This window comes from Agrobacterium sp. DSM 25558 (assembly GCF_900100825.1).
Lineage (GTDB): Bacteria > Pseudomonadota > Alphaproteobacteria > Rhizobiales > Rhizobiaceae > Agrobacterium.
Map to the genome: position 1 here is coordinate 125,391 of NZ_FMUD01000005.1, position 25,299 is coordinate 150,689.

The 25,299-nt window shown below is 56.8% G+C and carries 21 protein-coding genes and 2 riboswitches; of the genes, 8 read left to right on the plus strand and 13 right to left on the minus strand.

Annotation, left to right across the window (positions count from 1 at the left end):
* Positions 1–15 precede the first annotated feature (15 nt).
* Together DSM25558_RS06565 and DSM25558_RS06570 are read left to right on the plus strand one after the other, a co-directional pair.
* Positions 16–1,209 (plus strand): divergent polysaccharide deacetylase family protein, encoded by a 1,194-nt coding sequence (locus DSM25558_RS06565; RefSeq protein ID WP_077103033.1) that lies wholly within the window; start codon positions 16–18, stop codon positions 1,207–1,209.
* 44 nt (positions 1,210–1,253) lie between these two features.
* Positions 1,254–1,766, plus strand: coding sequence for an RNA pyrophosphohydrolase (locus DSM25558_RS06570; RefSeq protein ID WP_077103035.1), 513 nt, complete (start codon positions 1,254–1,256; stop codon positions 1,764–1,766).
* Between the two features lie 55 nt (positions 1,767–1,821).
* Here DSM25558_RS06570 and bfr read toward each other — a convergent pair whose 3' ends face one another.
* The 4 genes from bfr to DSM25558_RS06590 form a co-directional block, all read right to left on the minus strand.
* A complete protein-coding gene (bfr, locus tag DSM25558_RS06575) occupies positions 1,822–2,313 on the minus strand; it encodes a bacterioferritin (RefSeq protein ID WP_062452949.1) in 492 nt (163 codons plus the stop codon).
* The gene (locus DSM25558_RS06580) at positions 2,279–2,590 is read right to left on the minus strand and encodes a (2Fe-2S)-binding protein (RefSeq protein ID WP_077103037.1); all 312 of its coding nucleotides are present in this window, start codon (positions 2,588–2,590) and stop codon (positions 2,279–2,281) included. Before DSM25558_RS06580 ends, bfr begins: the two co-directional genes overlap by 35 nt.
* Positions 2,591–2,832: 242 nt before the next feature.
* Positions 2,833–3,558, minus strand: coding sequence for an acetoacetyl-CoA reductase (gene phbB, locus DSM25558_RS06585; protein WP_077103039.1), 726 nt, complete (start codon positions 3,556–3,558; stop codon positions 2,833–2,835).
* Between the two features lie 72 nt (positions 3,559–3,630).
* Positions 3,631–4,812: an acetyl-CoA C-acetyltransferase gene (locus DSM25558_RS06590; RefSeq protein ID WP_077103041.1), complete on the minus strand. Its 1,182-nt coding sequence runs from the start codon at positions 4,810–4,812 to the stop codon at positions 3,631–3,633.
* A 230-nt stretch (positions 4,813–5,042) separates the two neighbouring features.
* Here DSM25558_RS06590 and phaR point away from each other — a divergent pair, with 230 nt between their 5' ends.
* The gene (phaR, locus tag DSM25558_RS06595; RefSeq protein WP_077103043.1) at positions 5,043–5,618 is read left to right on the plus strand and encodes a polyhydroxyalkanoate synthesis repressor PhaR; all 576 of its coding nucleotides are present in this window, start codon (positions 5,043–5,045) and stop codon (positions 5,616–5,618) included.
* Here the strand turns inward: phaR and DSM25558_RS06600 are convergent.
* Entirely contained in the window at positions 5,609–6,994 is a 1,386-nt protein-coding gene (locus DSM25558_RS06600; protein WP_077103045.1) for an MFS transporter, read from the minus strand. The two genes, phaR and DSM25558_RS06600, sit on opposite strands and share 10 nt — an antisense overlap.
* A 78-nt stretch (positions 6,995–7,072) precedes the next feature.
* Complete coding sequence (locus tag DSM25558_RS06605) at positions 7,073–11,836, minus strand: NAD-glutamate dehydrogenase (RefSeq protein WP_077103047.1); 4,764 nt, start codon at positions 11,834–11,836, stop codon at positions 7,073–7,075.
* A gap of 543 nt (positions 11,837–12,379) precedes the next feature.
* Here DSM25558_RS06605 and DSM25558_RS06610 point away from each other — a divergent pair.
* Positions 12,380–12,952, plus strand: a complete 573-nt coding sequence (locus DSM25558_RS06610) for a CarD family transcriptional regulator (protein WP_077103049.1) — start codon at positions 12,380–12,382, stop codon at positions 12,950–12,952.
* Between the two features lie 95 nt (positions 12,953–13,047).
* Here DSM25558_RS06610 and DSM25558_RS06615 read toward each other — a convergent pair whose 3' ends face one another.
* From DSM25558_RS06615 to DSM25558_RS06640, 6 genes are all read right to left on the minus strand, one after another.
* On the minus strand, positions 13,048–14,649 hold the full coding sequence (locus DSM25558_RS06615; RefSeq protein ID WP_244554129.1) for a M48 family metalloprotease: 1,602 nt from the start codon (positions 14,647–14,649) through the stop codon (positions 13,048–13,050).
* A gap of 196 nt (positions 14,650–14,845) precedes the next feature.
* A complete protein-coding gene (locus DSM25558_RS06620) occupies positions 14,846–15,562 on the minus strand; it encodes a thiamine ABC transporter ATP-binding protein (protein ID WP_077103051.1) in 717 nt (238 codons plus the stop codon).
* The gene (gene thiP / locus DSM25558_RS06625; RefSeq protein WP_077103053.1) at positions 15,559–17,184 is read right to left on the minus strand and encodes a thiamine/thiamine pyrophosphate ABC transporter permease ThiP; all 1,626 of its coding nucleotides are present in this window, start codon (positions 17,182–17,184) and stop codon (positions 15,559–15,561) included. Before thiP ends, DSM25558_RS06620 begins: the two co-directional genes overlap by 4 nt.
* Before the next feature lie 9 nt (positions 17,185–17,193).
* Positions 17,194–18,207, minus strand: coding sequence for a thiamine ABC transporter substrate binding subunit (thiB, locus tag DSM25558_RS06630; protein WP_077103055.1), 1,014 nt, complete (start codon positions 18,205–18,207; stop codon positions 17,194–17,196).
* A 42-nt stretch (positions 18,208–18,249) separates the two neighbouring features.
* Positions 18,250–18,359: riboswitch (TPP riboswitch) on the minus strand.
* Positions 18,360–18,415: 56 nt separating this feature from the next.
* Positions 18,416–20,236: an ABC-F family ATP-binding cassette domain-containing protein gene (locus DSM25558_RS06635; RefSeq protein ID WP_077103057.1), complete on the minus strand. Its 1,821-nt coding sequence runs from the start codon at positions 20,234–20,236 to the stop codon at positions 18,416–18,418.
* 4 nt (positions 20,237–20,240) lie between these two features.
* Positions 20,241–20,891 carry a thiamine diphosphokinase gene (locus tag DSM25558_RS06640; protein WP_077103059.1) on the minus strand — a complete coding sequence of 217 codons (651 nt, stop codon included), beginning with the start codon at positions 20,889–20,891 and terminating at the stop codon, positions 20,241–20,243.
* Positions 20,892–20,981: 90 nt separating this feature from the next.
* Positions 20,982–21,058, plus strand: a riboswitch (SAM riboswitch).
* Between the two features lie 78 nt (positions 21,059–21,136).
* Between DSM25558_RS06640 and metA the strand changes: the two genes are divergently transcribed.
* The 3 genes from metA (at position 21,137) to DSM25558_RS06655 (ending at position 23,442) form a co-directional block, all read left to right on the plus strand.
* On the plus strand, positions 21,137–22,063 hold the full coding sequence (gene metA, locus DSM25558_RS06645; protein ID WP_077103060.1) for a homoserine O-acetyltransferase MetA: 927 nt from the start codon (positions 21,137–21,139) through the stop codon (positions 22,061–22,063).
* A gap of 71 nt (positions 22,064–22,134) precedes the next feature.
* Entirely contained in the window at positions 22,135–23,160 is a 1,026-nt protein-coding gene (locus DSM25558_RS06650; protein WP_077103062.1) for an aldose epimerase family protein, read from the plus strand.
* Between the two features lie 24 nt (positions 23,161–23,184).
* On the plus strand, positions 23,185–23,442 hold the full coding sequence (locus DSM25558_RS06655) for a hypothetical protein (RefSeq protein WP_143240030.1): 258 nt from the start codon (positions 23,185–23,187) through the stop codon (positions 23,440–23,442).
* A 26-nt stretch (positions 23,443–23,468) separates the two neighbouring features.
* Here the strand turns inward: DSM25558_RS06655 and mtgA are convergent, their stop codons facing one another.
* Complete coding sequence (gene mtgA, locus DSM25558_RS06660) at positions 23,469–24,215, minus strand: monofunctional biosynthetic peptidoglycan transglycosylase (protein WP_077103064.1); 747 nt, start codon at positions 24,213–24,215, stop codon at positions 23,469–23,471.
* A 155-nt stretch (positions 24,216–24,370) separates the two neighbouring features.
* On the opposite strand from mtgA, the gene DSM25558_RS06665 reads away from it, so the two are divergent.
* The gene (locus DSM25558_RS06665; RefSeq protein WP_077103066.1) at positions 24,371–25,270 is read left to right on the plus strand and encodes a polyprenyl synthetase family protein; all 900 of its coding nucleotides are present in this window, start codon (positions 24,371–24,373) and stop codon (positions 25,268–25,270) included.
* The last annotated feature ends 29 nt before the right edge of the window (positions 25,271–25,299 follow it).

Genomic DNA, 25,299 nt, shown 5'->3' on the forward strand with positions numbered 1-25,299 from the left:
ATCACGGATAGATCATTGTCTTCAGACCTGCGCAAACCGCTCATGGGTCGACAAAGAAAAAAAAGCGCCGGAACGTTCCGGCGCTTTTCTGCGCTTGGCGTTATGGTCCTTGCCGTGGCGAGTATTGGCGGTTTTTCTGTCTATACCGCGATGTCTCCCGGCAATCTTGAAGGCAACTCTACGGCCCCAGATGTCGTGCTACCGGACGCAGACCCCTCGAACAATGATGCCAGCCTGGCATCAGCGCCGCCTAAAGATGGCCTGGCACCACAAAGCGGTCGCTCCGGTGCAAACATCCAGAAAAATACGATGCCGGATGGCAATGTCGTCTCCGTCTTCTCGCCTCGCACACGCGAAAACGATGGCCCTGTCCTGATGACGGGCCAGACCTATGGGCAGGATTTGCGGATTGCAGCCCAACCCAACGAGGATTTGCTGGAAGATACCGCATTTGGTCGGCTGCCAAAGGTCGGCACCGACGGCCTTCGCCCCATGGAGCAATATGCCCGGCCGTGGTCTGGTGCGCGCGGCACACGCATCGCCATTGTCGTCGGCGGCTTGGGCCTAAGCCAGACCGGCACGCAAAAAGCCATTCGCGACCTGCCGCCAGACGTAACACTCGGTTTCGCTGCCAGCGGCAACAGCCTGCAGCGCTGGATGCAGGAAAGCCGTCGCGAAGGCCACGAGATCCTGCTTCAGGTCCCGTTCGAACCCTTCGGCTATCCCGGCACCAATCCGGGCGCGGATACCTTGCTTGTCGCAGATCCGGCCAAGATCAATCTCGAGCGCCTGCACCGGTCCATGGCGAAGATCACCAATTATACCGGCGTCATGAATTATCTCGGTGGTCGGCTGATGGCGGATGAAAAGACGCTGGAGCCGGTCATGCGTGACATCGGCAAGCGCGGTCTGCTGTTTCTGGACGATGGCTCTTCTGCCCAATCCAAGACGGCCTCCATAGCCAAGGCACTGTCGGCTCCGACAGGCTTCGCCGATCTGCAATTGGACGATCAGGTCAATGAGGCATCGATATTGCGCAAGCTGGATGATCTTGAGCGAATAGCCCGTCGCAATGGCTCGGCGATCGGCGTGGCTTCGGCATTTGACGAGAGCATCGCTGCGATTTCCAAATGGTCGGTGGAAGCTGCCGGTCGCGGCATCGAAATCGTCGGTGTTTCCGCGCTTGTTTCCGATAAGGCTGAACAGTAAATCTCTCGCACTCTCTCTGCGAAACCCTCACGAGTAGGTTCAAGATGACGATCAAAGCGGACGACCTTCCCTACCGCCCCTGCGCGGGCATCATGGTTCTCAATGCCGAAGGGCTTGTCTGGGCCGGACGCCGCATTTCCCAGGGTAACTCGGAATTTGATGGCTCTCCCCAGCTCTGGCAGATGCCGCAAGGCGGCATTGACGATGGCGAGAAGCCGTTGCTGGCTGCCATTCGTGAACTCTACGAGGAAACGGGCATGAAGACAGTTTCGCTTCTGGCCGAAGCGAAAGACTGGATTCATTACGATCTCCCGCCGCAACTGCTCGGCATCGGCCTCAGAGGCAAATATCGTGGTCAGGCACAGCGCTGGTTCGCTTTTCGCTTCGAGGGCGACGAAAGCGAAATCAAGATCAACCCACCGCCGACAGGCCACGAGGCCGAATTCGATGAATGGGCCTGGAAGCCGATGGAAAGTCTGCCGGAACTGATCGTACCCTTCAAGCGCGGCGTCTACGAGCAGGTCGTTGCAGAGTTCCGGCATTTGGTCGCCAAATAAACTCAACAAAAAAGGCGGCACGAATGCCGCCTTTTTCAATTCCACAATGATCGCGTCACTCGGACTCGGCAGCATCCGCAGAGTCGGCGTTAAGCTGGCCGTATTTCGCTTCGCCGATCTTGTTGAGAAGATCGAGCTGGGTCTCGAGGAAGTCGATGTGACCTTCTTCGTCGATCAGCAGCGTTTCGAAAAGCTTCATGGAAACATAGTCGCCAGCGTCGTGACAGATGTCGCGCGACTTCTTGTAAGCCGTGCGTGCGTCATATTCGCCCGCGAGATCCGCTTCCAGCACTTCCTTGACGTTCTGGCCAATGCGCAGGGGCGCAACGGTCTGGAGGTTAGGATGGCCTTCGAGGAAGATGATACGGTCGATGATCTTGTCGGCGTGCTGCATCTCTTCGATGGATTCGGCACGCTCTTTTTTGGCGAGCTTCGTGTAGCCCCAGTCGTTCAGCAGTCGGTAATGCAGCCAGTACTGGTTGACCGCACCGAGTTCGAGGAACAATGCCTCGTTAAGCTGCTCGATGACTCTTGTGTCGCCTTTCAATGTCCGCTCTCCTGTTGTCTTCATGCAATTGTCTCAGGCGGGACATAAAATCAAAAACATCGGCCTCCGTCGAGTGCCGACGGGCATGATATTCTTCTGTCGTCTTGATAATCAGTTCGACAACCGACGGAAAGCAGCCGCAGCAGCGCCCGCGTTTTTCCATCGCGTGATACACCTTGGCAGGAACGATGAGCTGCCAACAGTCATCATCAAGCATCTCGTTGATGACGTCGCGAATGTCTTTATCGGTGATATAATTGCAGCTGCAAACGAGCATGGTACTTTGCCTGTGTGACGCAACACGTTGTTTTCATTCTTAAACCAAAACAGGATAGTGAGTGTCAAGAAAAAGATATTCAGCAAAACCGCCGCGTTATTTAGAGTCGTTCTAAACTTAACAAAAATCCTCGTCTTTTCATTTAGTTAGCATCTCCTTGCGAACGAAATGGCGAATTCAAGTTTTCGTCAGCGTTGCAAAATCCCCACTGACGATCACGGAAAGTTTACTGACTTTAGTCCCTAGGCAAAATACTGTCCGCCATTGGCGGTCAATGTCGAGCCAGTGATGAAGCCGGCATTATCGGCAGCGAGAAACAGCGCACAGCGCGCGATCTCTTCCGGCTCGCCCAATCGTCCAACAGGAATTTGCGGGAGAATACGTTCATTCAACACATTCTCCGGCACAGCACGCACCATCTCCGTCCCAATGTAACCAGGGCAGATGGCATTGACGGTGATGTTTCGGGAGGCACCTTCCTGGGCCAGCGCCTTGGTGAACCCGATGTCACCCGCCTTGGCGGCGGAGTAATTGACCTGCCCTGCCTGGCCCTTCTGGCCATTGATGGAGGAAATATTGACGATGCGTCCAAAGCCGCGTTCACGCATACCCGGCCATATGGGGTGCGTCATATTGAAGACGCCGGTGAGATTGGTATCGATCACCTCGCGCCACTGCTGCGGCGACATTTTATGAAACATCGCATCGCGGGTGATGCCAGCATTGTTGACCAGAATTTCGATCGGGCCGAGGTCGCCCTCGACCTTGGCAATGCCAGCGACGCAGGCATCGTAATCGCGGATATCCCAGCAATAGGCAGGAATGCCAGTTTCGCGGCGAAACTGCTCGGCACGGTCTTCCGTGAAAGCGTAATTAACCGCGACCCTATAGCCTTCAGCATGAAAAGCCCTGGCAATGGCCGCGCCAATACCGCTCGTCCCGCCCGTTATCAACGCAACCCGGCTCATCTCAAGGCCTCCTTTGTTTATCTGTGTCAGCCTTTAGATGTCTCAAAGTGGCATTTCAATGATGGCGGGCCGTTACAGGCCTTCAATACACATGGCCACGCCCATGCCACCACCAATGCACAATGTCACCAGCCCCTTCTTGGCGCTGCGGCGCTTCATTTCGAACAGCAGCGTGTTGAGAACACGCGCACCCGATGCACCGATGGGATGGCCGATGGCAATCGCGCCGCCATTGACGTTGACGATGTCAGGATCAAGCCCAAGATCGCGCACCACGGCACAGGATTGCGCCGCAAAAGCCTCATTCGCTTCAACGAGGTCGAGGTCGGCAATCGACCACCCCGCTTTTGCCAATGCCTTACGCGATGCGGGAATAGGACCGGTTCCCATGATCTGCGGATCGACACCTGCCGTGGCCCAAGACGCAATCCGCGCCAAAGGTTGAAGACCGCGCTTTGCAGCCTCCGTTTCGGTCATCAATAGCACGGCAGCGGCACCATCGTTGAGACCGGAGGCGTTGCCTGCGGTCACCGAACCGTCCTTATCAAAAGCCGGTCGAAGTTTGGACATGGTGTCGAGCGAAGCGCCAGCGCGGATATATTCATCCGCATCGACCGTAACATCGCTTTTGCGACCCTTGATGATGAAGGGAACAATCTCATCGGCAAAACGGCCTGCGGCCTGGGCTGCCTCGGCGCGGTTTTGGGAGGTCACAGCAAACTGGTCCTGCTCGTCGCGGGAAAGTTGCCATCGCCGGGCGATGTTTTCAGCCGTGATGCCCATGTGATACCCGTAGAAGGCATCGGTCAGGCCATCACTCAACATTGTATCGACCATCTTGAAATCACCCATCTTGACGCCGCCGCGCAGATGCGCGCAGTGCGGTGCCATGGACATGGATTCCTGCCCGCCAGCAACGATGATCGATGCATCACCCGTTGCGATCTGCTGCATGCCCAACGCTACGGCTCGCAGGCCAGATCCGCACAACTGGTTGATACCGAAGGCGGTGGCCTCCTGTGGAATGCCCGCTTTCATCGCGGCCTGCCGTGCCGGGTTTTGGCCTTCGCCTGCAGTCAGCACCTGACCGAGAATAACCTCATCAACCTCACCCGCAGCAACACCTGCACGCTTCAGAACGGCTTCAACCACGCTCGCACCCAGTTCATGTGCAGGCGTGTTGGCAAAGCTGCCGTTGAAAGAGCCGACTGCCGTGCGCGCCGCACTAACAATGACGATTGAAGGCGAAGTCATTCAGTTATCTCCCATTTCTCGGCCGGGAGATTGTCAAAGCTTCAAGCTCAAGTCAAACAATCTCCCCTCACAGCACCGCCAAGATGTTTCCGGATAAATTGCTGCGCAAAAAAAGACTGTTGCAATGCACAAAACATTTGTCATGCCGATGAAGTTGAGCATAAACTTAAAGACGGGAAGAGCAAAAACACCTGATAAAAAGAAAATACCATCATCGCGAGGAGGCGAGCATGGCCAAACACAGTGGCGAGACCGTCATAAAAAAATATGCCAACCGGCGGCTCTATAATACCGGCACCAGTACATATGTGACGCTGGAAGACTTGGCGAAAATGGTCAAGCGGGGGGAAGAGTTCAAGGTTCAGGACGCCAAGACATCCGAAGACATCACCCATGCGGTTCTCACCCAGATCATTATGGAACAGGAAGGCAAGACCGGCAACACGTTGCTGCCAACGGCGTTCCTGAGACAGCTGATTTCCTACTATGGCGACCAGATGCAGATGGTCGTGCCGACCTTTCTCGAACACTCCATGAAGACCTTCTCCGAGCAGCACAGCCAAATGCAGGAGCATATGGGCAAAGCTTTTGGTGACGCATCCGGCACCAAGAACTTTTCATCGCCATTCGGGTTTATGGAAGAGCAGATCAAGCGGAATACGGAGCTTTTTCGCCAGGCCATGCAGGTCTTCACGCCATTTCCGGTACCCCCCGTACCGAAGGAGCAGAAGAAGCCCGACGCGTCCGAACTTGATGATCTCAAAGCGCAGTTGCGCACGCTCCAAACAAAGCTCGATCAGCTCTGAGCTGGACGCACCCCTTCGGGCACACGCAGCAACAGCAGAAAGCCAGCGCCTAGAAAGATCGTTAGCATGGCCATGCCCACATGGGCGGAACCGGTTGCATAAGTCGCGATGGAAAAGGATAGCGTGGCCATGAAGCTGGTTGCGCGACCCGACAAGGCGTAGATACCGAAATATCTCCCTGCTTCCGCAACAGTAATGTTGCGGGAGAGGTAGGAGCGCGACGAGGCCTGTACCGGGCCGAAGGCGAGCCCAACCAGTATACCGTAAAACAGGTAGGCCTTTTCTGCGGATGTAGAAAACAGCCCGTCCCGCACGGAGGCTTGCAGCTGAATGAGGCCAAACAAGGTGGAATCGGTCTGCGTGGAAACAATGCCGATTGTCGCCAATAGCAGTAGGGTGAGGCTGATCAGCACCGTCGTCCGCGATCCCAGACGTTGATCCACATAACCAGCCGCGATACAGCCACCGATTGCGACGATATTCAAGATGATGCCATAAATGCCGATTTCCATCGTTCCCCAACCGAACATGCCAGCAGCGAAGGTACCACCGAGGATCAACACGCCGTTGACCCCATCCTGATAGAGCATGCGGGCGATCAGAAATCGCGTGATGACCGGGCGACCTCTCAGTTCTCTCAGCGTAACTTTCAGTTCCGACAGGCCGGAGTGAACCGCCTTCCCGAACGGCAGGCCTTTTTTGACGTCTGGGGTAAAAAAGAACATCGGCAGGATAAAAACGAAATACCAAAGCGCCGAAATCGGACCGGTTATGCGTGCATCCTCTCCCGCCGCCGGATCAAGCCCGAACAGTGGCGGTATTCCGAGGATAGTGACGCCGCTGCCCGGCGCGGCCGCCAGAAACAACACCACGAATATCAGAACCACCATGCCACCCAGGTATCCGAGGCCCCAGGCCGTATTGGAAATGCGACCGACATTGTCAGGCGTGGTCAGGCGCGGCATCATGGAATCATTGAAGACGATGGAAAATTCAGCGGCAATGGAGGCCAGGATCATGAAGGTGACCGGCCAAAGAAGGGCCGAACCGGGTGCTGCGAACCACAACATCGAGAGACTTGCGATCTTCAGCGTCGCGAAAAAAGCGATCCATGGCTTTCTTGATCCGGACTGATCGGCAATCGAGCCGAGAATTGGAGAGAAAATGGCAATGATCACCGATGAGATCGTCGCCATGTTGCTCCACGTCGTCTGAGCGGAAATCGGGTCCGCAGTCAGCCGGGCAACGAAATAAGGGCCGAAAATGAAGGTGGTAACGACTGTGAAAAAGGGTTGAGCCGCCCAGTCGAACAGCATCCAGCCCCAGATGCCGCGCTTTGGTATCGTTTCACCGGTGGTCGGGAAGGATGAGGCCATGGGTGACCCTTTCAGCCGGTGCAGCAAGGCGCGTGAAAACTGCCCGGCCGTCATGGCCGGGCAGTCTATCAGTCTGTATCAGACGTTACGAGCCTGGACTATATCGGAAAGCAATCCGGCAGCAACAGTCAGGCGCGCAAGGTTGGTCTCGCCACTATCGCTGAGCCCCCCCAGTTCAGAGACGATGCGGTTGACCCGCACACGATCTGCCGCATACCAGGCCTGAACCGGGTTCTTTTCCTTGGCATGCTCGGTCAGAGCCGAAATGACGATCCGGCGTCGAGACGACGATATCTGATCCTGACTGCGCAGCAAGGCGAGGCTTTCATAGTGGTCGGCAGGCGTCACGCGCCGGCCGGCGTCGAGCAGTTTCGCCACACGGAAGGTGACGGATACGGCCGCATAGCTTTCAGCAGCACGGGCAAGCGTCGTTTTCGCCTGCTCCGCAATGAGCATGATTTCCGGCACGTAGACCAGAAGTGACAGCGTTTCCAACTCACGTATCAACGCGGGTTCGACACCTTCTATTTCGGTAAAGCCGATCTCGTCCTGATAACGGGCGGCACCCGGCGACAACGTCTTGATGGCCGTTCTCAGCCGATCAATTTCGTCCGCCATCGATGCCGTGGCCGTACCAGTCGTCTGGAGATAAAGCCGGGTCGCATCCGTAAAGATGCGGTTGATCGTGGCATAAAGACCGTTTTGGACATTGCCGGAAATCCGCCCATCCAGCTTGTCGATTTCGCTCCACAGGCGTTTCAGGCCAAAACCATCTTCAACGATCATTGCACCCTTGACGACCACAGGTGCCAGCAGACTGCTGGCATCCGCCAGCTTCTGCACGAAGCCCGGCCCACCTCGGTTGACGACCTGGTTGGCAAGTGAAGTCGCAACGATTTCACGGTGCAGACGGTGGCTGGTGATATCAGCCGCATAGGTCTTCTGCATCTTGCTCGGGAAATAATCCGTCAGAAGATGCTGGAGATAAGGCTCATCCGGTAGCGTGCTCGCCACCAACGTATCGAACAGAGTGAGCTTAGCATAGGACAGGAGAACGCCGATTTCGGGGCGCGTCAGCGGCTTGCCCGCAGCATAACGCTCGCTGAATTCCGCATCATTGGGCAGCGTTTCCACCTTGCGGTTCAACTGCCCCGCCGCCTCCAGTGCGCCCATAAGACGACCCAGCTCCTCGCGGTTTTCTGTGCCGCGACGCTCGGTTAGCGATATTGCCAAGGATTGCAGGTAGTTGTTGCGCAGGACAAGTTGCGCCACTTCAGTCGTCATGGACGACAACAGCTGGTTGCGCTTGGGCAATGTCAGACGTCCGTCATTGACGGGCGATGCCAGTGCAATCTTGATATTGACCTCGACGTCAGAAGAGTTGACGCCAGCCGAGTTGTCGATGGCGTCCGAGTTGCATCGCCCGCCCGACAGCGCATAGGCGATACGCGCCTTCTGCGTGATGCCAAGATTGGCACCCTCGCCGATCACCTTGGCACGAACTTCGGTCGCGTTGATGCGGATCGGATCGTTGGCGCGGTCGCCCACTTCGGCATTGGTTTCCACCGCCGCCTTGACATAGGTGCCGATGCCGCCGAACCACAGAAGATCGGCCTGAGCCTTCAAAATCGCCGTCATGATTTCGAACGGCGTGGCTACGGACTTGTCGATACCGATGGCCGCGACAGCTTCCGGTGTCAGCGCCACGGATTTCTCCGAACGGGAGATGATCATCGCACCCTTGGACAACGTCGCCCGATAATAATCCTGCCAGCTGGAGCGCGGCAGGTCGAACAGGCGCTGGCGCTCGGCAAAGGAGATAGCCGTATCCGGGGTCGGATCGATGAAGATATCGCGGTGGTCGAAGGCCGCTATCAGCTCGATCTTTTCGGAGAGCAACATACCATTACCAAACACGTCGCCGGACAAATCACCCACGCCGACGACCTTGAACGGCGTCGTTTGAATGTCGGTGTCCATCTCGCGGAAATGCCGTTTGACCGTTTCCCACGCACCGCGTGCGGTAATACCCATCTTCTTATGGTCGTAACCGGCAGAACCACCAGACGCAAAGGCATCATCGAGCCAGAAGCCCGCCTCACGCGCCAGCCCGTTTGCCGTGTCGGAGAAGGTGGCTGTTCCCTTGTCGGCAGCGACGACGAAATACGGATCGTCGCCGTCCAGCCTCAACGTATCCGAGGGTGCGACGATATCATCGCCGACGATGTTGTCGGTGATCGACAGCAATGTGCGGATATAGGTTTTGTAAGCCTCCTTGCCTGCATTGAAGATTTCGTCACGATTTCCCCCGACTGGCAGGGTTTTCGGGAAGAAGCCCCCCTTGGCACCTACAGGCACGATCACCGCGTTCTTCACCTGCTGGGCTTTGACCAACCCTAGAACTTCCGTACGATAATCCTGTCCACGATCAGACCACCGAAGTCCGCCACGCGCCACCTTGCCGAAACGCAGGTGAACGCCTTCGACTTCCGTGCCGTAGACGAAGATTTCGCGGAACGGACGCGGATCGGGCAGGCCATCCAGAAGCTTCGGATCGAACTTGAAAGCCAGCATCGCTTTCGGCAATCCGTCGTCGTTGCGCTGGAAATAATTGGTGCGCAATGTGGAATCCACCGCGTTCACATAACGACGCAGCGTGCGGTCCTCATCCAGATTGGGAACGCCGGACAGCGCTGCTTCGATGGATTTGTGAAGATCGGACAGTTTGCGAAGGCGCGGTTTCTCTCCGATCTTTGGATCGAAGCCGTGGGCGAACAGCTGGAAGATACTGGCAGCAATCGCTGGATATTTGAACAGGGTTTCGGAAATATGCTCCTGCGAATAGACGATGCCGGTCTGGCGCAGATAACGCGCATAGGCCCGTAAAACGGAAATTTCACGAACGCTAAGGCCAGCCGAGAGGATCAGCCGGTTGAAGTTATCGTTGTCGACGCTGCCATCGAAGACCGCAAGAAAAGCCTCTTCGAGCCGAGGGCCGTAAGTCGCAAGATCAAGCGTCTCGCCCTGTTGCACCTTCAGCTCCATATCATGCAGGACGATCGTGGTGGTCTCTTCGCCCGACAGGACGCCCACATCGAACGTCCGTTCGCTGATAACACTGAAACCGAGATTTTCCAGCAACGGCACGCGGCGAGACAACGGCAAATGACCATCCCGGTGGAAAATCTTTAGCGACAGCACATCACGGGCTTGGTCATCACGGCGATAGAACTCGATGCGAACCGGTTCACCGCTGGCGGTCGCCGCGATGTCAGCCATATCGCCAATGGCCTCTTCAGGCGTAAACGCTTCCTGATAAGCCTGATCGACATCAAGGACAGGCGTGCCGGACGGAGAAAGCGCCACGAAATGATCGATCCAGCGCGCAGCGATATCGCCAACGGCATCTTCGAGCTTGTCCTGCGCAACCCGCGGCGTCTTGTCGTTGGTGCGACCGACGATGAAGTGAACGCGGGCAACCGCCCCTTCCGGAAAAGCCGGGTAATAGGCAGAGATGTGGCCGTCATAGACCCGGGCAAGATACTCACCGATCTTCTCCCGCACATAGGAATTATACTCCTCCCTCGGCACGAAAATAATCACCGAGACGAAGCGATCAAACCGGTCGATGCGCGGCAGGACACGCACACGCGGTCGGTCACTGAGCTCCATGATCTGCTCGATAAAGCGGATCAGCAGATCCGTATCGATCTGGAAAAGGTCGTCACGCGGGTAGGATTGCAGCGTATTGTGCAGGATGCGTCCGGAGTGGCTGTTGGGGTCGAAGCCGAAATGATGTTCGACCTCGGCAACCTTCGCCCGCAGAAGCGGGATTTGCCGCACGGAATGCGTATAGGCCGTCGCGGTGAACAGGCCGACGATGCGAAGCTCGCCTATGACATTTCCATCCGCATCGAAGCGTTTGATGCCGATATAATCCATATAGGCGCGGCGGTGGACGATGGATTTCACATTGGCCTTGGTAACGATCAGAAAATCCGGGCCATCGAGAAATGCCAGAATTTCCGGCGTCGTCGTCACCGCATCTTTGCCCAGACGCAGGACGCGCACATTCGGGTCCGTGAGCGTGCCGAGACCACTCCCCTCGCCGCGCTCGACCTTGGCGTTCTTGCCCGCGCCGGAATAGCTGTAATCGCGCATGCCGAGGAAGGTGAAATTATCGTTGCGCAACCACTCCAGAAAAGCGACCGCCTCACTGCGTTCGGACTTGCGACGACTTGAACCGCGTTCTTTCAGCTCGATCAGGGCTTCATCGAGTTTCGCCAGCATCGGCTTCCAGTCGCTGTAGGCAGACTGAACCTGCGACAAAACGAAGCGGAGCTTTTCCTGAAGCGTTTCGGCACCCTGTTCCGTCACCGGTGCGATGTGAAGCTGAATGACGCTGATATTGTCTTGCTGTGCGTCGACCTCTGGATCGGCCAGACGATAACCGCCCACCGCCCTGTCATCGGCAACCATGATGGGGTGCACAGCGAGATAAAGGCTGCGGTAACTGCTTGTGACTTCCCCCATGACGGAATCGTAGAGAAACGGCATGTTGGGCGCGATGACCGTCAGAACAGAAACCGGAGTTTCACGGGGTTCGACGCCTTCTACTTGTGAAATACCAATATAGGATGCGTCTTTTTTCCAGTTTGAAAGTTCTTTCGCGACGTGCTGCGCCGCAGCAGCCAGCATTTCCGGAGAATAATACTGGATGTCATCAGCGCTGGCACGACCAAAAATTGCAGATGGGTCAATGAAGGCCTTACCGGATGCTTCCGCCAGTTTTCTGGATTTTTCGAGTTGTTTGTCGCGTTTTGGATTGTTCCGGTAGCCCATTTTGCCTTTTTCCTCCCGAAGGATGAGGGGTTATGAAAGAAAAATGCAAAATCTCTGCATTTCCGTTCAAATTCGAATCGGATATTGGCGCGGAATTGTGAATAGTTTAAGTGGCAATCCCTACTTTAAATGCTTCATCAAAATTTTATTCGATTGAAAAACAACTTTCCCACCTGCGGGCCGCATTTAAAAGTATCAATTGCCTGATTTCTGTTAACATCCGGTCGACCCTATTGTGACGCCTAAGTCACGGTTGAAGCAAATTATTGATTTCCACGTATTTTTGTGGTAGACAGATAAAACTGATCCACAGCGTGGCATTTGCGTGCCCAAAAACACCACGAAAGCAACTCATCACTTGCACGCGGTCTCCGTGACATATCGTTCGTTTGTGTTGTCAACCTTGGCGGTTGCAAGATGATTTATGTTTGAGCGCACGTCTGTACCAGTACGAAGTCACCTGACGGTTTCCCCCGTCTCATCCGGGCCTACCGACCCGACCCCGGACCCCCGGGTGCATGTAACAGGGAGTTTTTAGAACGAATGACTATCCAGCAGAAGAAATCTCCAGCGCGTCACGGCTTCAAGATCGGCGAAGCGATCGTTTATCCCGCTCATGGTGTCGGTACCATTTCGTCTATTGAGGAACAGGAAGTCGCGGGCATGAAGCTCGAACTGTTCGTCATAGATTTCGAAAAAGACAAGATGCGTCTCAAGGTTCCTGTAGCCAAGGCTGTCACCATCGGCATGCGCAAGCTGTCCGAGGGAGATTTTGTCGAGCGTGCACTGAAAGTCGTTCAGGGCAGGGCGCGCGTCAAGCGCACCATGTGGTCGCGTCGCGCACAGGAATATGATGCGAAGATCAACTCCGGCGACCTGATCGCGATTGCCGAGGTCGTTCGCGACCTTTATCGCGCTGAAAACCAGCCGGAACAGTCCTATTCCGAACGCCAGCTTTACGAAGCTGCTCTTGACCGCATGGCGCGCGAAATTGCCGCTGTCAACAAGATGTCAGAAACGGAAGCCGTTCGTCTCGTTGAGATCAATCTCAACAAGGGGCCAAAGCGCGGCAAGGCTGCTGACGAAGACGAAGCTCAGGAAGAAGAAGCCGCTTAAGCTTTTCCTTTCCGGCGACACTATAAAGCCGACCCTCGAACTGCTTTCAAGATGTTGACGATCAACGACTTGAGGCAATTCGAGGGTCGGTTTTTTTATTCCGAGATGATTTTCACGCGCTGGCCTGGCTGGATCGTCGCGGTCGCGCTCATAGCGTTGAGGACGCGGAAAAGTTCAAGCTTGCGATCCGTCCCCATCATGCGGGCGGCAAGCGACGCGACGGTATCATCCGCCTTTGTCGTCACGACACGGACGCGGAGCGGTTTGAGCGCAGCGATTTCCTGCGGTGTCATCTTGCGGAAGCTGGTGCGCAGCACATTGGAAACGCTATCAAGCTGAGCGCTCCCCTTTGGCACAGCCGTCAGGAACCGGAAAATCTGCTGCCCGACACGGATGACCGTAACGTCGAAATCCCATTTATCGGCCGTCGCGCGCGCGGTAGCAGCTGGTAGCCCATTGATTTCGGTCTCACGCACAGTTTCAGGCACCAGACCCGCAACCCAGCCGCTGGTGAGATAATTCGCAAGGCTGGTCTGCTTGGGATCGGCTACGCCATCGAAACGGATCGCCATTTCGCCGGGGCCGGTCGCCAGAACAGCTTCGACCTTGTTGTCGATCTGGAAGCCGTCTGGCACGTCGAAACGGATGCCCAGAGTGCCGTGCAGGAACGTATTGCCTCGCACATAGCCCTCTTGCGGGCTGTCACCGTAAAGCAGGCCATCAATGCCATTGAGGAACCATTCGCGCCCCTTGTCTCCGACCTGCCCTTCCTGACCGAAGGCGCGGGCATGCCGCTTGGCCAGCTCGATGCGCTGCGGCGTATTGGGGTGGCTGGATAGGAAGTCGAGGCTCTGGTCACTGTCAGGGTCGGCAGAGGTGAAACGCGCATAGGCCGCCATGGAATCAAGGAAGCGCGGCGATGCATATGGGTCATATCCCGCTTCACCCAACATTCGCACACCGATGACATCGGCCTGCAATTCCTGTTGGCGAGAAAACGCAGCCAGGCGCAGCTTGCCGCGCGCCAAAGCCTGTTTTCCAGCCAGATCGCTCGATAGCACTTCTGCAACGACACGGCTGGCTATGACTTCCGCCTCTTCGCGACGCTGCCGCTCGATACCGTGATTGGCGGTGACATGGCCCATTTCATGCGACAGAACCGCCGCAACTTCCGACGCGTCGTTAGCCAGCGCCAGCAAACCACGGGTCACATAGAGATATCCGCCCGGCAAGGCAAAGGCGTTGATGGCGGGTGAGTTAAGGATCGTTATGCGGTAGGACTGCTGCGGGTTTTCAGACACCGCCGTCAACGCGCCAGCAATTCGTGCTACCAGGCGTTCGGTCTTGTCGTCATGATATTCACCGCCATAGCTGGCGACAATGCGTGGATGCTCGCGCGCGCCCATCTGCGCGCGTGGATCGTTTTTCTGCACTTCCTCAACGGTCTGCGGATTGTCCGAAGGCTTCAGGCTCGATTGGTAGGACGGGCTGAACAGCGACTGGCACGACGACAAAATGAGGCCAGCGGTTGCCAGCGTCAGAATGCGCCTAACCGACTTGCCCCTCTGCCATACATTCTGACCGGAGGTGTGGCTCTGCGGAGCCTTCACACACGTCATCATTCTGCCTGTCTGCTCCAAACGTTCCTGATCATCCGTCAATTGCAGACCAGAATACTCTATTACCCCTAGGGGCATGTGAATGCGCCAACACCGAAAACGATCCGTAACACGGCAATATTACGCCAGAAGGATTGTTCTTATAGTTTTCAAGCAGTTGTTATAAATCCGCAAGTGCAAAAATGGCGCATCGCCTGTGTGATTTCGCAAGGCTTGACAGTCCCCCGCGTCCAAATTGTGACGCGACCGGGCCAACCCGGCATCCAAACCTGTCTTAAAGTGCAAGAAAGGTTCTGATCTCTTCAACATGCGTTGCCGCAAAGAAGTCTTCGACTTTGCCTTTATAAACCACATGGCCATTCGAAAGAAAAATGACGTCGTGCGCCAATCGACGGATATCGTCCGGGTGATGGGTTACAAGAAGAACCGTGTTCTTCATGTCATCATGCAGCTCTTTCAAAAGAGTGGACATGCCGGAACGCAAGCCGGGATCAAGCGCCGCAAACGGTTCATCCAACAGCATCACCGCCCGTTGGCGCACCAGCGCTCTGGCCAGCGCCGCCCTCTGTCGCTCGCCACCGGACAGGGTGGAAGGCAGGCGTTTTTCAAAACCGCCAAGACCAACCCGCGCAAGCGCGTGGCTGATGGCCGTCTTGTCGTCAGCGGTGAGTTTCAGCGAGGGGCTGACCCCGAGGCCAACATTGGTGAAAATATCCAGATGCGAAAAGAGGTTGTTGTCCTGAAAGATAAGCGAAACCGGACGCTCCGAGGGGTCAAGGCCGCTCACATCCCGCCCATCGATCAGCACACGCCCTGCATCCGGTGCTTCGAAGCCTGCAACGAGATTGAGAAGCGTCGATTTTCCGGAGCCGGACGGTCCGACGACAGCGGTGACCTTACCCGGTTCAAACGCGCAATTCAGCGCAAAATCCTGTTGACCCAGTTTCAGGGTGACATTGTCGAGGCTGACACCGCAATCTTGAGCACTCATGCGGTTGCCTTTGCTGTTATGGCCTGCCGTGACACCCCGCCTGCCGCAAGAACGAGGCAAATAACGCCCAGAATGAAGGCATAGCCTGCCGCATCATTGGTCCGGTAGCTGCCCATATTGCTGTAAACCAGCCATGGCAGGGTAACAAAATTTTCGGAGCCGAACAGCGCCACGGCTCCCAGATCACCCAATGAAAGCGCCATGGCGAAGGAGAATGCCATCGTGATCGGAGCCCATAGAACCGGCCAGTCGATAAGCCGAAGCCGGGAAAAGCCTGATATGCCAAGGCTTGCAATCAGTCGACCGGTGCGGGCCTGATGGGTCGAAAACGCAGGCTCGAGAACACGCATCACAAACGGCAGCGCCATCAGCATATTGATAAAAGCGACCAGCGCCGGTGCGAAGACAGCAACATCACCGAAAGGACGCAGCAGCAAAAACCATCCGCTTCCCAGCACCACCGGTGGGACGAGAAGCACGAGTGACGAGCCGGACCCCAGCACTGTCGAAAAAGCGTTCAACAGCCAGCCCGTATATCTTCGAGCAGCTACGGCCTGCCGTGCACGGATGATGGCAACGGAGACCACAAGGGCAAGTGAGGCAGAGAGGACGGCGACCATCATGCTCGTGCCGAAGGCCCTCCAGAAAGAACCCGCCGTCAGAAGGCGTGGAAGATCCGCCGACAGCCCGGATGATGCCACCGCCACCAATGGCAGACCGACCAACAGCAATGCCAGGCAGATAATAACCCCATCCCACAGTCGTGATGGAATGCTTGATCCATCGAAACGACGAACCCCTCGGCCCTGCGTCGAGGGCTCCGCATCCGTGGATGGCAACAGCGCCAGCAAAGCCAACAGAATTCCTGTCATTCCGATCTGCAAAAGCGATAACGCGATAGCCCGTGGCGGGTCGAAATCGAATCGCAAAGCCTGATAGATCGCGACCTCGATCGTCGTCGCCGACGGTCCGCCGCCCAGCAGCAGAACGAGGGTAAAACTGGTGACGCAAAGCATGAAGATCAGCCCCGCAACGCCCGGAACGAGCTTTGCGACCGCTGGCCATTCGATGAACCGAAACGTGGAGACGGGTCCAAAACCAAGGCTTGCGCCCACGCGCCAATATTCGTCCGGCACCCGCTCCAGACCTGCCAGAAAGAACCTTACGGCCAGCGGCAGGTTAAAGAAAACATGGGCAATGAGGATACCGGACAAACCATAGATGCTGAAGGGCTGGTCTGCCCCCAAAGCCAACAGGGCGGCGTTGAACACACCCTGTCTGCCCCAGATCGCGATAAGGCCCAGCGCGCCCACGATAACCGGCAGGCCCATCGGCACCGCCATCAGCCTGATGATCCAGATGCGGCCGGGGAAATCGCGCTGGCGGGCAAGGGCCAGCGCCACCGGCAGCCCGAGACCAATCGAGATCAGCGTGGAAAGACTTGCCTGCAACAGCGTGAAACGCAGGATGCGCAGCGTATAGGGATCAAAAAACGCCGCCGATGACGCCCCCGCATCGAAAGACAGCAAGGCCGCAACAGCGAGGCCCATGAACAGCAGAACCGCGGCAAATGCCACCGCCCCGCTATAGATAAACCTGCGACTGTCGCGACTCTGTATCATGGCGGATGATTACTTCACGCTCATGGCCGTAAGCCATTCGTCGATCCACGCCTTGCGGTTCTTGGCCACCACTTCCGGGTCCATCAGAAATGTCTTTGTGGGTTGCACCAGCTTGGAGAACGCATCCGGCAGGGGCGCAGACGTTGCGGCCACCGGCATCATCCAGTTGTTTTCTGGAATGGCGTCTTGAAAACCCGTGGTCAGCATGAAGGCGAGAAACTGCTTTGCCAGTTCCTTTTCCGGCGCATTCTTCAAGATACCGGCCACTTCGATCTGGATATAATGACCCTCTTCGAAGCTGGCCGCCTGATAGCGATCGGTCTTTTCCGCGACCATGTGATAGGCAGGCGAGGTGGTGTAGGACAGCACCATCGGCACTTCGCCCTTGGTGAACAGACCGTAGGATTCCGACCAGCCGGGCGTGACAGTCAACACGCGGTTTTTCAGTTTTGCCCAGGCCTCCGGTGCCTTGTCGCCATAGACGGATTTTACCCACAGCAGCAATCCGAGACCCGGCGTCGAGGTGCGCGGATCCTGGATCGCAATTTTCTGCGACGGATCGCCCTCGACCAGCTCCTTGAGGCTCTTGGGTGGGTTTTTCAGCGTCTGCGTGTCGTAAACAACGGCGAAGTGGCCGTAATCATAGGGCACGAAAACGTCATCCTTGAAGTCACCCGGCACCTTGGCTGCGGACGGATCGACGCCCGACGCCTCGAAAAGACCCGTCTGCTTGGATTCGGCAATGAGATTGGTATCGAGGCCGACTACAACATCCGCCTTGGAGCCGGGGCCTTCCAGTTTCAGCCGGTTCAACAGCGCGACACCATCGGCAACGCCCACGAAATTGACGGTGCAGTTGCACGTCTCTTCAAAAGCGGCCTTGACCTTGGGGCCGGGACCCCACTCGGAAACGAAGCTTTCGTAGGTATAGACCGTCAGCGTCTTTTTATCTTGCGCCACAGCAATAGCGGGCAGCAAAACGGACGCAACGACAAGCGAATGAAGGAAAAAACGACGATACATCAAGAGCACCTCCTCGAAATGGGCAACGGGGAACAGGCGTCTGAATGGAAGCCGTCTAATCCCTCCGCCGGTGTTAACCGGATCAGGTTCTTCGGGTTGGCTAAGCCTCTCAGCCTTGTCCCGGATAGGACAAAGCACCCCGTTAGATCTAGGCAAAGATGTAATCGGTGATCCATCAATTAGCAAGATGGCGTTGAAGCCATCCGCTTTAGTTTTCGAGCTCCTCGCGCAGCATTTCCAGCTCCAGCCATTCTTCTTCCATGGTCTCGAGCTTCTGCCGCAATTTCGACATCTCATCGGCCAGTTTGCTGAAAATCTCAGGGTTTTTGGCAAAGAGATTAGGGTCGGCCATGCGCTCCTCACGCTGGGCGATCTCCAACTGGGTCTTTTCCATTTCCTTAGGCAGATTTTCGAGCGCGAATTTCTGTTTGAAGGACATCTTGCCCTTGGTTTTGGCCGGTTCGCCACCCGCATTCGAAGCAGACTTTGCCTTTTCCTGCTTTTCGGCCTTCTTCTTTTCGTCCGAGGCACCTTTGCGCTGCGCCATCATGTCCGAATAACCGCCAGCATATTCTATCCAGCGACCATCCGGTGCATCCGGGTTTACGGGTGCAATGGTGGAGGTGACGGTCCGGTCGAGAAAGTCACGGTCATGGCTGACGAGAATAACGGTACCGGAAAAGCCGGAGACGATTTCCTGCAACAGATCGAGCGTCTCGATGTCGAGATCGTTGGTCGGCTCATCGAGGATCAGAAGGTTCGTCGGGCGAGCCAGAATGCGCGCCAGCATCAGGCGTGCACGTTCCCCACCGGAGAGATTGCGGATAGGCGTGCGGGCCTGCTCCGGCTGGAACAGAAAGTCCTTCATATAGCCGGTCACATGTTTCAGCTCGCCATTGACCAGAAGGTTTTCACCGCGCCCGTCGGTCAGATAATGTGCGAGCGTATCGTTCGGGTTCAAATCCTCACGCTTCTGGTCCAGCGTCGCCACTTCCAGATTGGTGCCGAGTTTGACCCACCCGCTATCTGGCTTCAGCTGACCTGTCAGCATTTTCAAAAGCGTCGTCTTGCCGGCACCGTTCGGGCCAACAAAACCGATGCAATCACCGCGATGAACACGCAGTGAAAACGGCGCGACGATGGTACGGTCGCCATAAGCCTTGGTAATCTGGTCCGCTTCAATGACGAGCTTGCCGGACTCACGGCCCTCAGCCGCTGTCGCCTGCACGCTCCCCGTCGGCCCCTTGTGGCCACGGTAGTCGGCGCGCATCGCCTGAAGTTCACCCACGCGGCGCATGTTGCGCTTGCGGCGAGCAGTCACGCCATAGCGCATCCAGTGTTCTTCGCGCTCGATGGCCTTGCCGAGCTTGTGCTGTTCCAGCTCTTCCTCTTCCAGCACCTTGTCGCGCCATTCTTCGAAATGGCCGAAACCACGGCTGAGACGACGCGCCTGGCCGCGATCCAGCCAGACAGTGGCAGTGGATACCTTCTCAAGAAAGCGACGGTCATGCGAAATCAGCACCAGCGCACTGCGCGTCTGCTGCAATTCACCTTCCAGCCATTCGATGGTGGGCAGATCCAGATGGTTGGTCGGCTCGTCCAGCATCAGAATATCGGGTTCGGGTGCCATGACGCGCACGAGTGCGGCGCGGCGCGCCTCACCACCCGAAAGACTGGACGGATGCTCTTGCCCCGTCAGCCCAAGATGTTCCAGCAGATATGTTACGCGGTAGGCGTCATCTCCCGGTCCAAGCCCCGCTTCAGCATAGGCCTGAACCGTCTCGTAACCTGCAAAATCCGGTGCCTGATCCAGATACCGGATGGTGGCCGATGGATGCCGAAAGATTTCACCCGATTGCGCCTCGACCAGACCGGCGGCGATTTTCATCAGCGTCGATTTGCCGGAACCGTTGCGCCCGACAAGGCAGATGCGATCCCCCGGCTCCACTTGCAGGTTTGCACCATTCAGCAGCGGTGTGACGCCGAAGGTCAGCATGATGTCGTCGAGTTTTAGAATAGGGGGTGCCAAGGGTTCAGGCTCCGGTCAAATCATAAGGACGGGCAAGCACGATGGCCTTGCCGCTTTGAAGGCGAAGGCGCAAAGGCCCTTCCGCCACGTTCGAAATAGTGCGCGACGAGCCGAAAGCAAGCGCGAAATTGGCGAGCGGATAACGTGCATTGTCGATATCGAGCCCTTCCAGCGCCGTGAAACCGGCAACTGAGAACAACGACCCCGAGGGAAGATCGAGCTCGAACGTGCCCTCCATCAGTGGATAGGCTTCTTCGTCACCCGATGTCAGCACCACCTCGAAACCACGCTCGGCCAGCGAGACCGCATAGAGCAGATGAAACAGCGCATGATCCGACCGCTCCCCCGCCAGCGCGCCCACCAGCGTCAGCCGTTTTGCGCCGCGTGTCAGGGCTTCGGATACGGCAATCTCGCCATCCGTCACGCCTTTGGCAGCCGGGAACGGTTGCTGCTCCACATCAGGCCACAGCTCTTGCAAGGCCATATCGGAGGAGTCGAAATCACCCACCCACAGTTCCGGCACAAGACCTAACGGGTCTGCATGCCGCATGCCGCTATCGGCTGCAATCACACGCGTATCCGCCACCGCCTTCTGCAGGCGATCCGTAACGGTAATGTTGCCGCCGAGCAAAATGGTGAAGTGGCTGGTCGTCATGCCCTGCCATAGCCCGGAACGGTGGCGCATGGGAAGGCCGAAACGCCTTGGAAAGCGGTGATATTGATTTTCTTGAACGAGAGGATTATGACACCTGCCAGTGGTGATTTGCCGACCGGCTTGCAGCCACTTTAAAGAAGTCGCTAAATGGTCGAGGAAACACGTCAATTTCCGAGGACCGGCTGCGATTTCGTTGCCGGTTTTTTTGTGTTTAAGGCCCTCGCCGCCACGGAAGTGAGTTCGACATGCCGATTAAAATTCCCGATACCTTGCCTGCTTTTGAAACCCTCATCCAAGAGGGCGTGCGGGTACTGACTGAAACGGCGGCTATCCGGCAGGATATTCGCCCTCTCCAGATCGGGCTTCTCAATCTCATGCCGAACAAGATCAAGACCGAAATACAGATGGCGCGCCTCGTTGGTGCCTCCCCGCTTCAGGTGGAACTGTCGCTGGTGCGCATTGGCGGACATCGTGCCAAGAACACGCCGGAAGAGCATCTGCTGTCCTTCTACGAAACATGGGAAGAGGTGCGCCACCGCAAGTTCGATGGCTTCATCATCACCGGCGCGCCTGTCGAAAAGCTCACCTATGAAGACGTGACCTATTGGGATGAGATGCAGAAGATTTTCGAATGGACGGAAACGAATGTCCATTCCACATTAAATGTCTGCTGGGGCGCAATGGCCGCCATCTATCATTTCCATGACGTGCCAAAGCATGAGCTGAAGGAAAAGGCATTCGGTGTCTACCGCCACCGCAATCTTAGCCCCGCCTCCATCTATCTCAACGGCTTCTCGGATGATTTTCAGGTTCCTGTCTCGCGCTGGACGGAGGTGCGCCGCACCGACATCGAGAAGCATCCTGGTCTCGAAATCCTGATGGAATCGGAAGAAATGGGCGTGTGCTTGGTGCATGAGAAGCGCGGCAAGCGTCTCTACATGTTCAACCACGTCGAATATGATTCGACCTCGCTATCCGAAGAATATTTCCGCGATGCGGATGCCGGTGTGCCGATAAAGCTGCCGCATGATTATTTCCCGCACAACGACCCGGCGCTGACACCGCTCAACCGTTGGCGCAGCCACGCCCATCTGTTCTTCGGCAACTGGATCAACGAGATTTACCAGACCACGCCCTATGATCTGGACAATATCGGCCAGCAGACAGCATAATTCAAAGATTGCACGGTGCCGGAAAATGAAGCAACGTCCGGCCCTATGGCTTCGATTGGGAGAATGACGGCATGAGCGAAAGCGGCGCACGGGAAAATTTTGGATTGACGGCGACGGGCGAGAAAGTCGAGCGCGTCACGATTTCAGCAGGCGGGCTGACGGCGCATGTCATGACCTGGGGCGCGGTCATTCAGGACTTGCGCCTCGATGGCCATCAGCCGCCTCTCATGCTCGGGTTCGACAAATTTGACGACTATCCGAAATACTCCTCCTATTTCGGCGCGACACCCGGGCGCAACGCCAACCGCATCGGTGATGGCAAGTTCGCTATCGATGGCAAAGACTATCAGCTCGAACTCAACGAGAAGGGCGTCACCCATCTCCACGGCGGTAGCGATAATATCGGCAAACGCAACTGGATGATCATGGAACATGGTCCAAGCCATGTGGTGTTGCAGATCGTCGATCCCGATGGCCGCGCCGGTTATCCCGGCAATTGCACGGTGCGGGCGACCTATACGATTCGCGAAGGCGGCGTGTTGTCAGTGGTTTACGAAACCACCACCGACGAGCCGACCATCGCCAATGTCTGCCAGCATTCCTATTTCAATCTCGATGGCGCGGAAACCGCGCTCGGTCACGAGATCGAAATCGCGGCCGACCATTATTTGCCGACAACCGAGCGGCAAATTCCAACCGGCGAAATTCGCCCTGTGGATGGCACGGTGTTCGATCTGCGCACATCCACCCCGATGCGGCGCGAAGAAAACGGCCAGCAGGTGACGTTCGATCACAATTTCTGCCTCTCGCCGCAGCGCGTGGCAAAACGAAAGGTCGCCCGCGTCTATGCCCCCGCCTCTGATGTCACCCTCGAAGTGCACACGACGGAACCCGGCGTGCAGTTCTATTCCGCCTTCAAACTGAACACAGGCGCACCGGGTCTCGACGGACGAACCTATGGCCCGTTTGCGGGCTTCTGCCTCGAAACGCAAATCTGGCCGGATGCCGTCAATCACGAAGGCTTTCCCGACGCCATACTGCGCCCCGGCGAAACCCTGCGGCAGGAAACCGACTATATCTTCACAAAAGAATCGTAATAGAATATCTGCAGGCCGATAGCCGTGTCAGACAAGCTGTTTCATTTTAAGTCGCGCTGGAAAGAAGAGTTGGCAGTTTCGGGGAGCGGCGGTTCTTTCGTCCTCGAAATGCCAATAGGCGTACTATCCGTCTACCTTCCCACCGAAGAAGAATGGGTGCGGCGCGGACCGGATTGGGCGCGATCGCTTTGGCCAATTTTGAAACAGGAATTGGAAGATTGGTGTCACGAGTGCAATGCTGAGCTCCGCGTTGATCCTACCGCCGAAGTCTTTGCGATCTGACCACAAATGGCTTGCAGTCAGGAGCTTTAGTCAAGCACGCAACCGACGTAAGCGCCTGAACCCCGGGCTCGTCTCTCGATGAGCCCGGCCAAACGCTGCATGCCACGGCCTGGCTTGCCGGCCACGCGGTCGATCGGGTTGGGAAGCGCGACGGCTAGAAGGGCGGCCTGCCGAGAGCTCAACTTCGAGGCTGATACCTTGAAGTGATATTGCGCCGCCGCTTCGATGCCGTAAATGCCGGGACCCCATTCAGCGACGTTCAGATAAATCTCCATCATCCGCTTTTTCGACCAGATGAAGTCGGACACGACGGCCAGCGGCAGCTCCAGACCTTTTCGGATGAAGGACCGTCCGTTCCATAGAAACAGGTTCTTGGCCGTCTGCATGGGAATGGTGCTGGCGCCACGGGTGGATTCACCCTCCAGCGCACTGTTGACCACCGTCTGCATCTGGTTCCAGTCCACACCCCCATGCGAACAGAATTGACCGTCCTCCGACATCATCACCGATTGAATGAGGCGCGGTGAAATGTCTTCGAGCGGTACCCAGCGGCGATCATAGCCCTGAAACGTCACAAGTTCGGCCAGCATCAGCGTAGAGACCGGGCGCATGAAGGGCAGCACGTAGATCGGGATCAACAGGTAGGGCAAAACCAGCAGAGCCAGAATGATCAGGAGGGCACGTCTCACGAGGCTTCGAACATCCACTTTCGGTTTGCTCCCGCTCTCGGCAAGCGTTTCATAGTCCGTCTCGCTGTCCGGCGTGCTGCTCAAATCCTGTCCCCACTCGCTCCAGATCGGAGCCTTTCATATTCCGCACGAACCATCAAGGCGAGTCCCGATAACGAAGTTCCCCAACCGCGTCACAAAAACCATTGCCAGCCCTTTTTCCCCATGCCAAACAGCGCTCATTATAAGGAACGGGCCCTATGACATTCGAAACGCAGCTCCGTGACAACGCCGCGCGGACGGAAGCCCTGCTTGCCAAGCTTTTGTCCAGCGAAACGCGCGCTGACGAGATCACCCGACCGGAAAATCTGGCCGCAGCCATGCGCCATGGTGTCCTGAACGGTGGAAAACGCCTGCGTCCCTTTCTGGTCATCGAAACGGCAGCTCTTTTGAACGGCGATGCCGATGTCGCACTTCGCGTCGGCGCGGCCCTGGAATGCCTGCATTGTTACTCCCTAGTGCACGACGATTTGCCCGCCATGGACAATGACGATCTGCGCCGAGGCCAGCCGACAGTTCACAGAAAGTTCGATGAAGCCACGGCCATTCTGGCTGGCGACAGCCTGCTGACGCTCGCCTTCGATATTATCGCCGCACCGGAAACGCATTTGCCCGATGACCGCAAAGCAGCGCTCGTTCTTGCCTTGGCAAGGGCCGCAGGCATCGGCGGCATGGCTGGCGGTCAGGCGTTGGATCTGGCAGCAGAGAAAAACGCCCCGGATGAAGCAGGCATCATAACCTTGCAGGCCATGAAAACCGGCGCGTTGATCCGTTTTGCCTGCGAAGCCGGCGCAATCATTGCCGGAAGCGACGATGTGGAACGGCAACGCCTGCGCAGCTTCGGTGAAAAGATCGGCCTCGCCTTCCAACTCGCCGACGATCTTCTCGACCTCACCTCCGACGCCGCTACCATGGGCAAGGCAACCGGCAAGGATGCCGGACGCGGCAAAGGCACACTGGTTGCCCTGCGCGGCGCGGATTGGGCAACCACCCGCCTGCGTGAACTGGTGAAAGAAGCGACAGATTTGCTGGCACCCTATGGTGACCGTGCGGATATTCTGATCGAGACGGCAAAGTTCGTCGCAGAACGGAAGAACTAAAACCAGCGTCAAGTACCAAGCGCAACTGC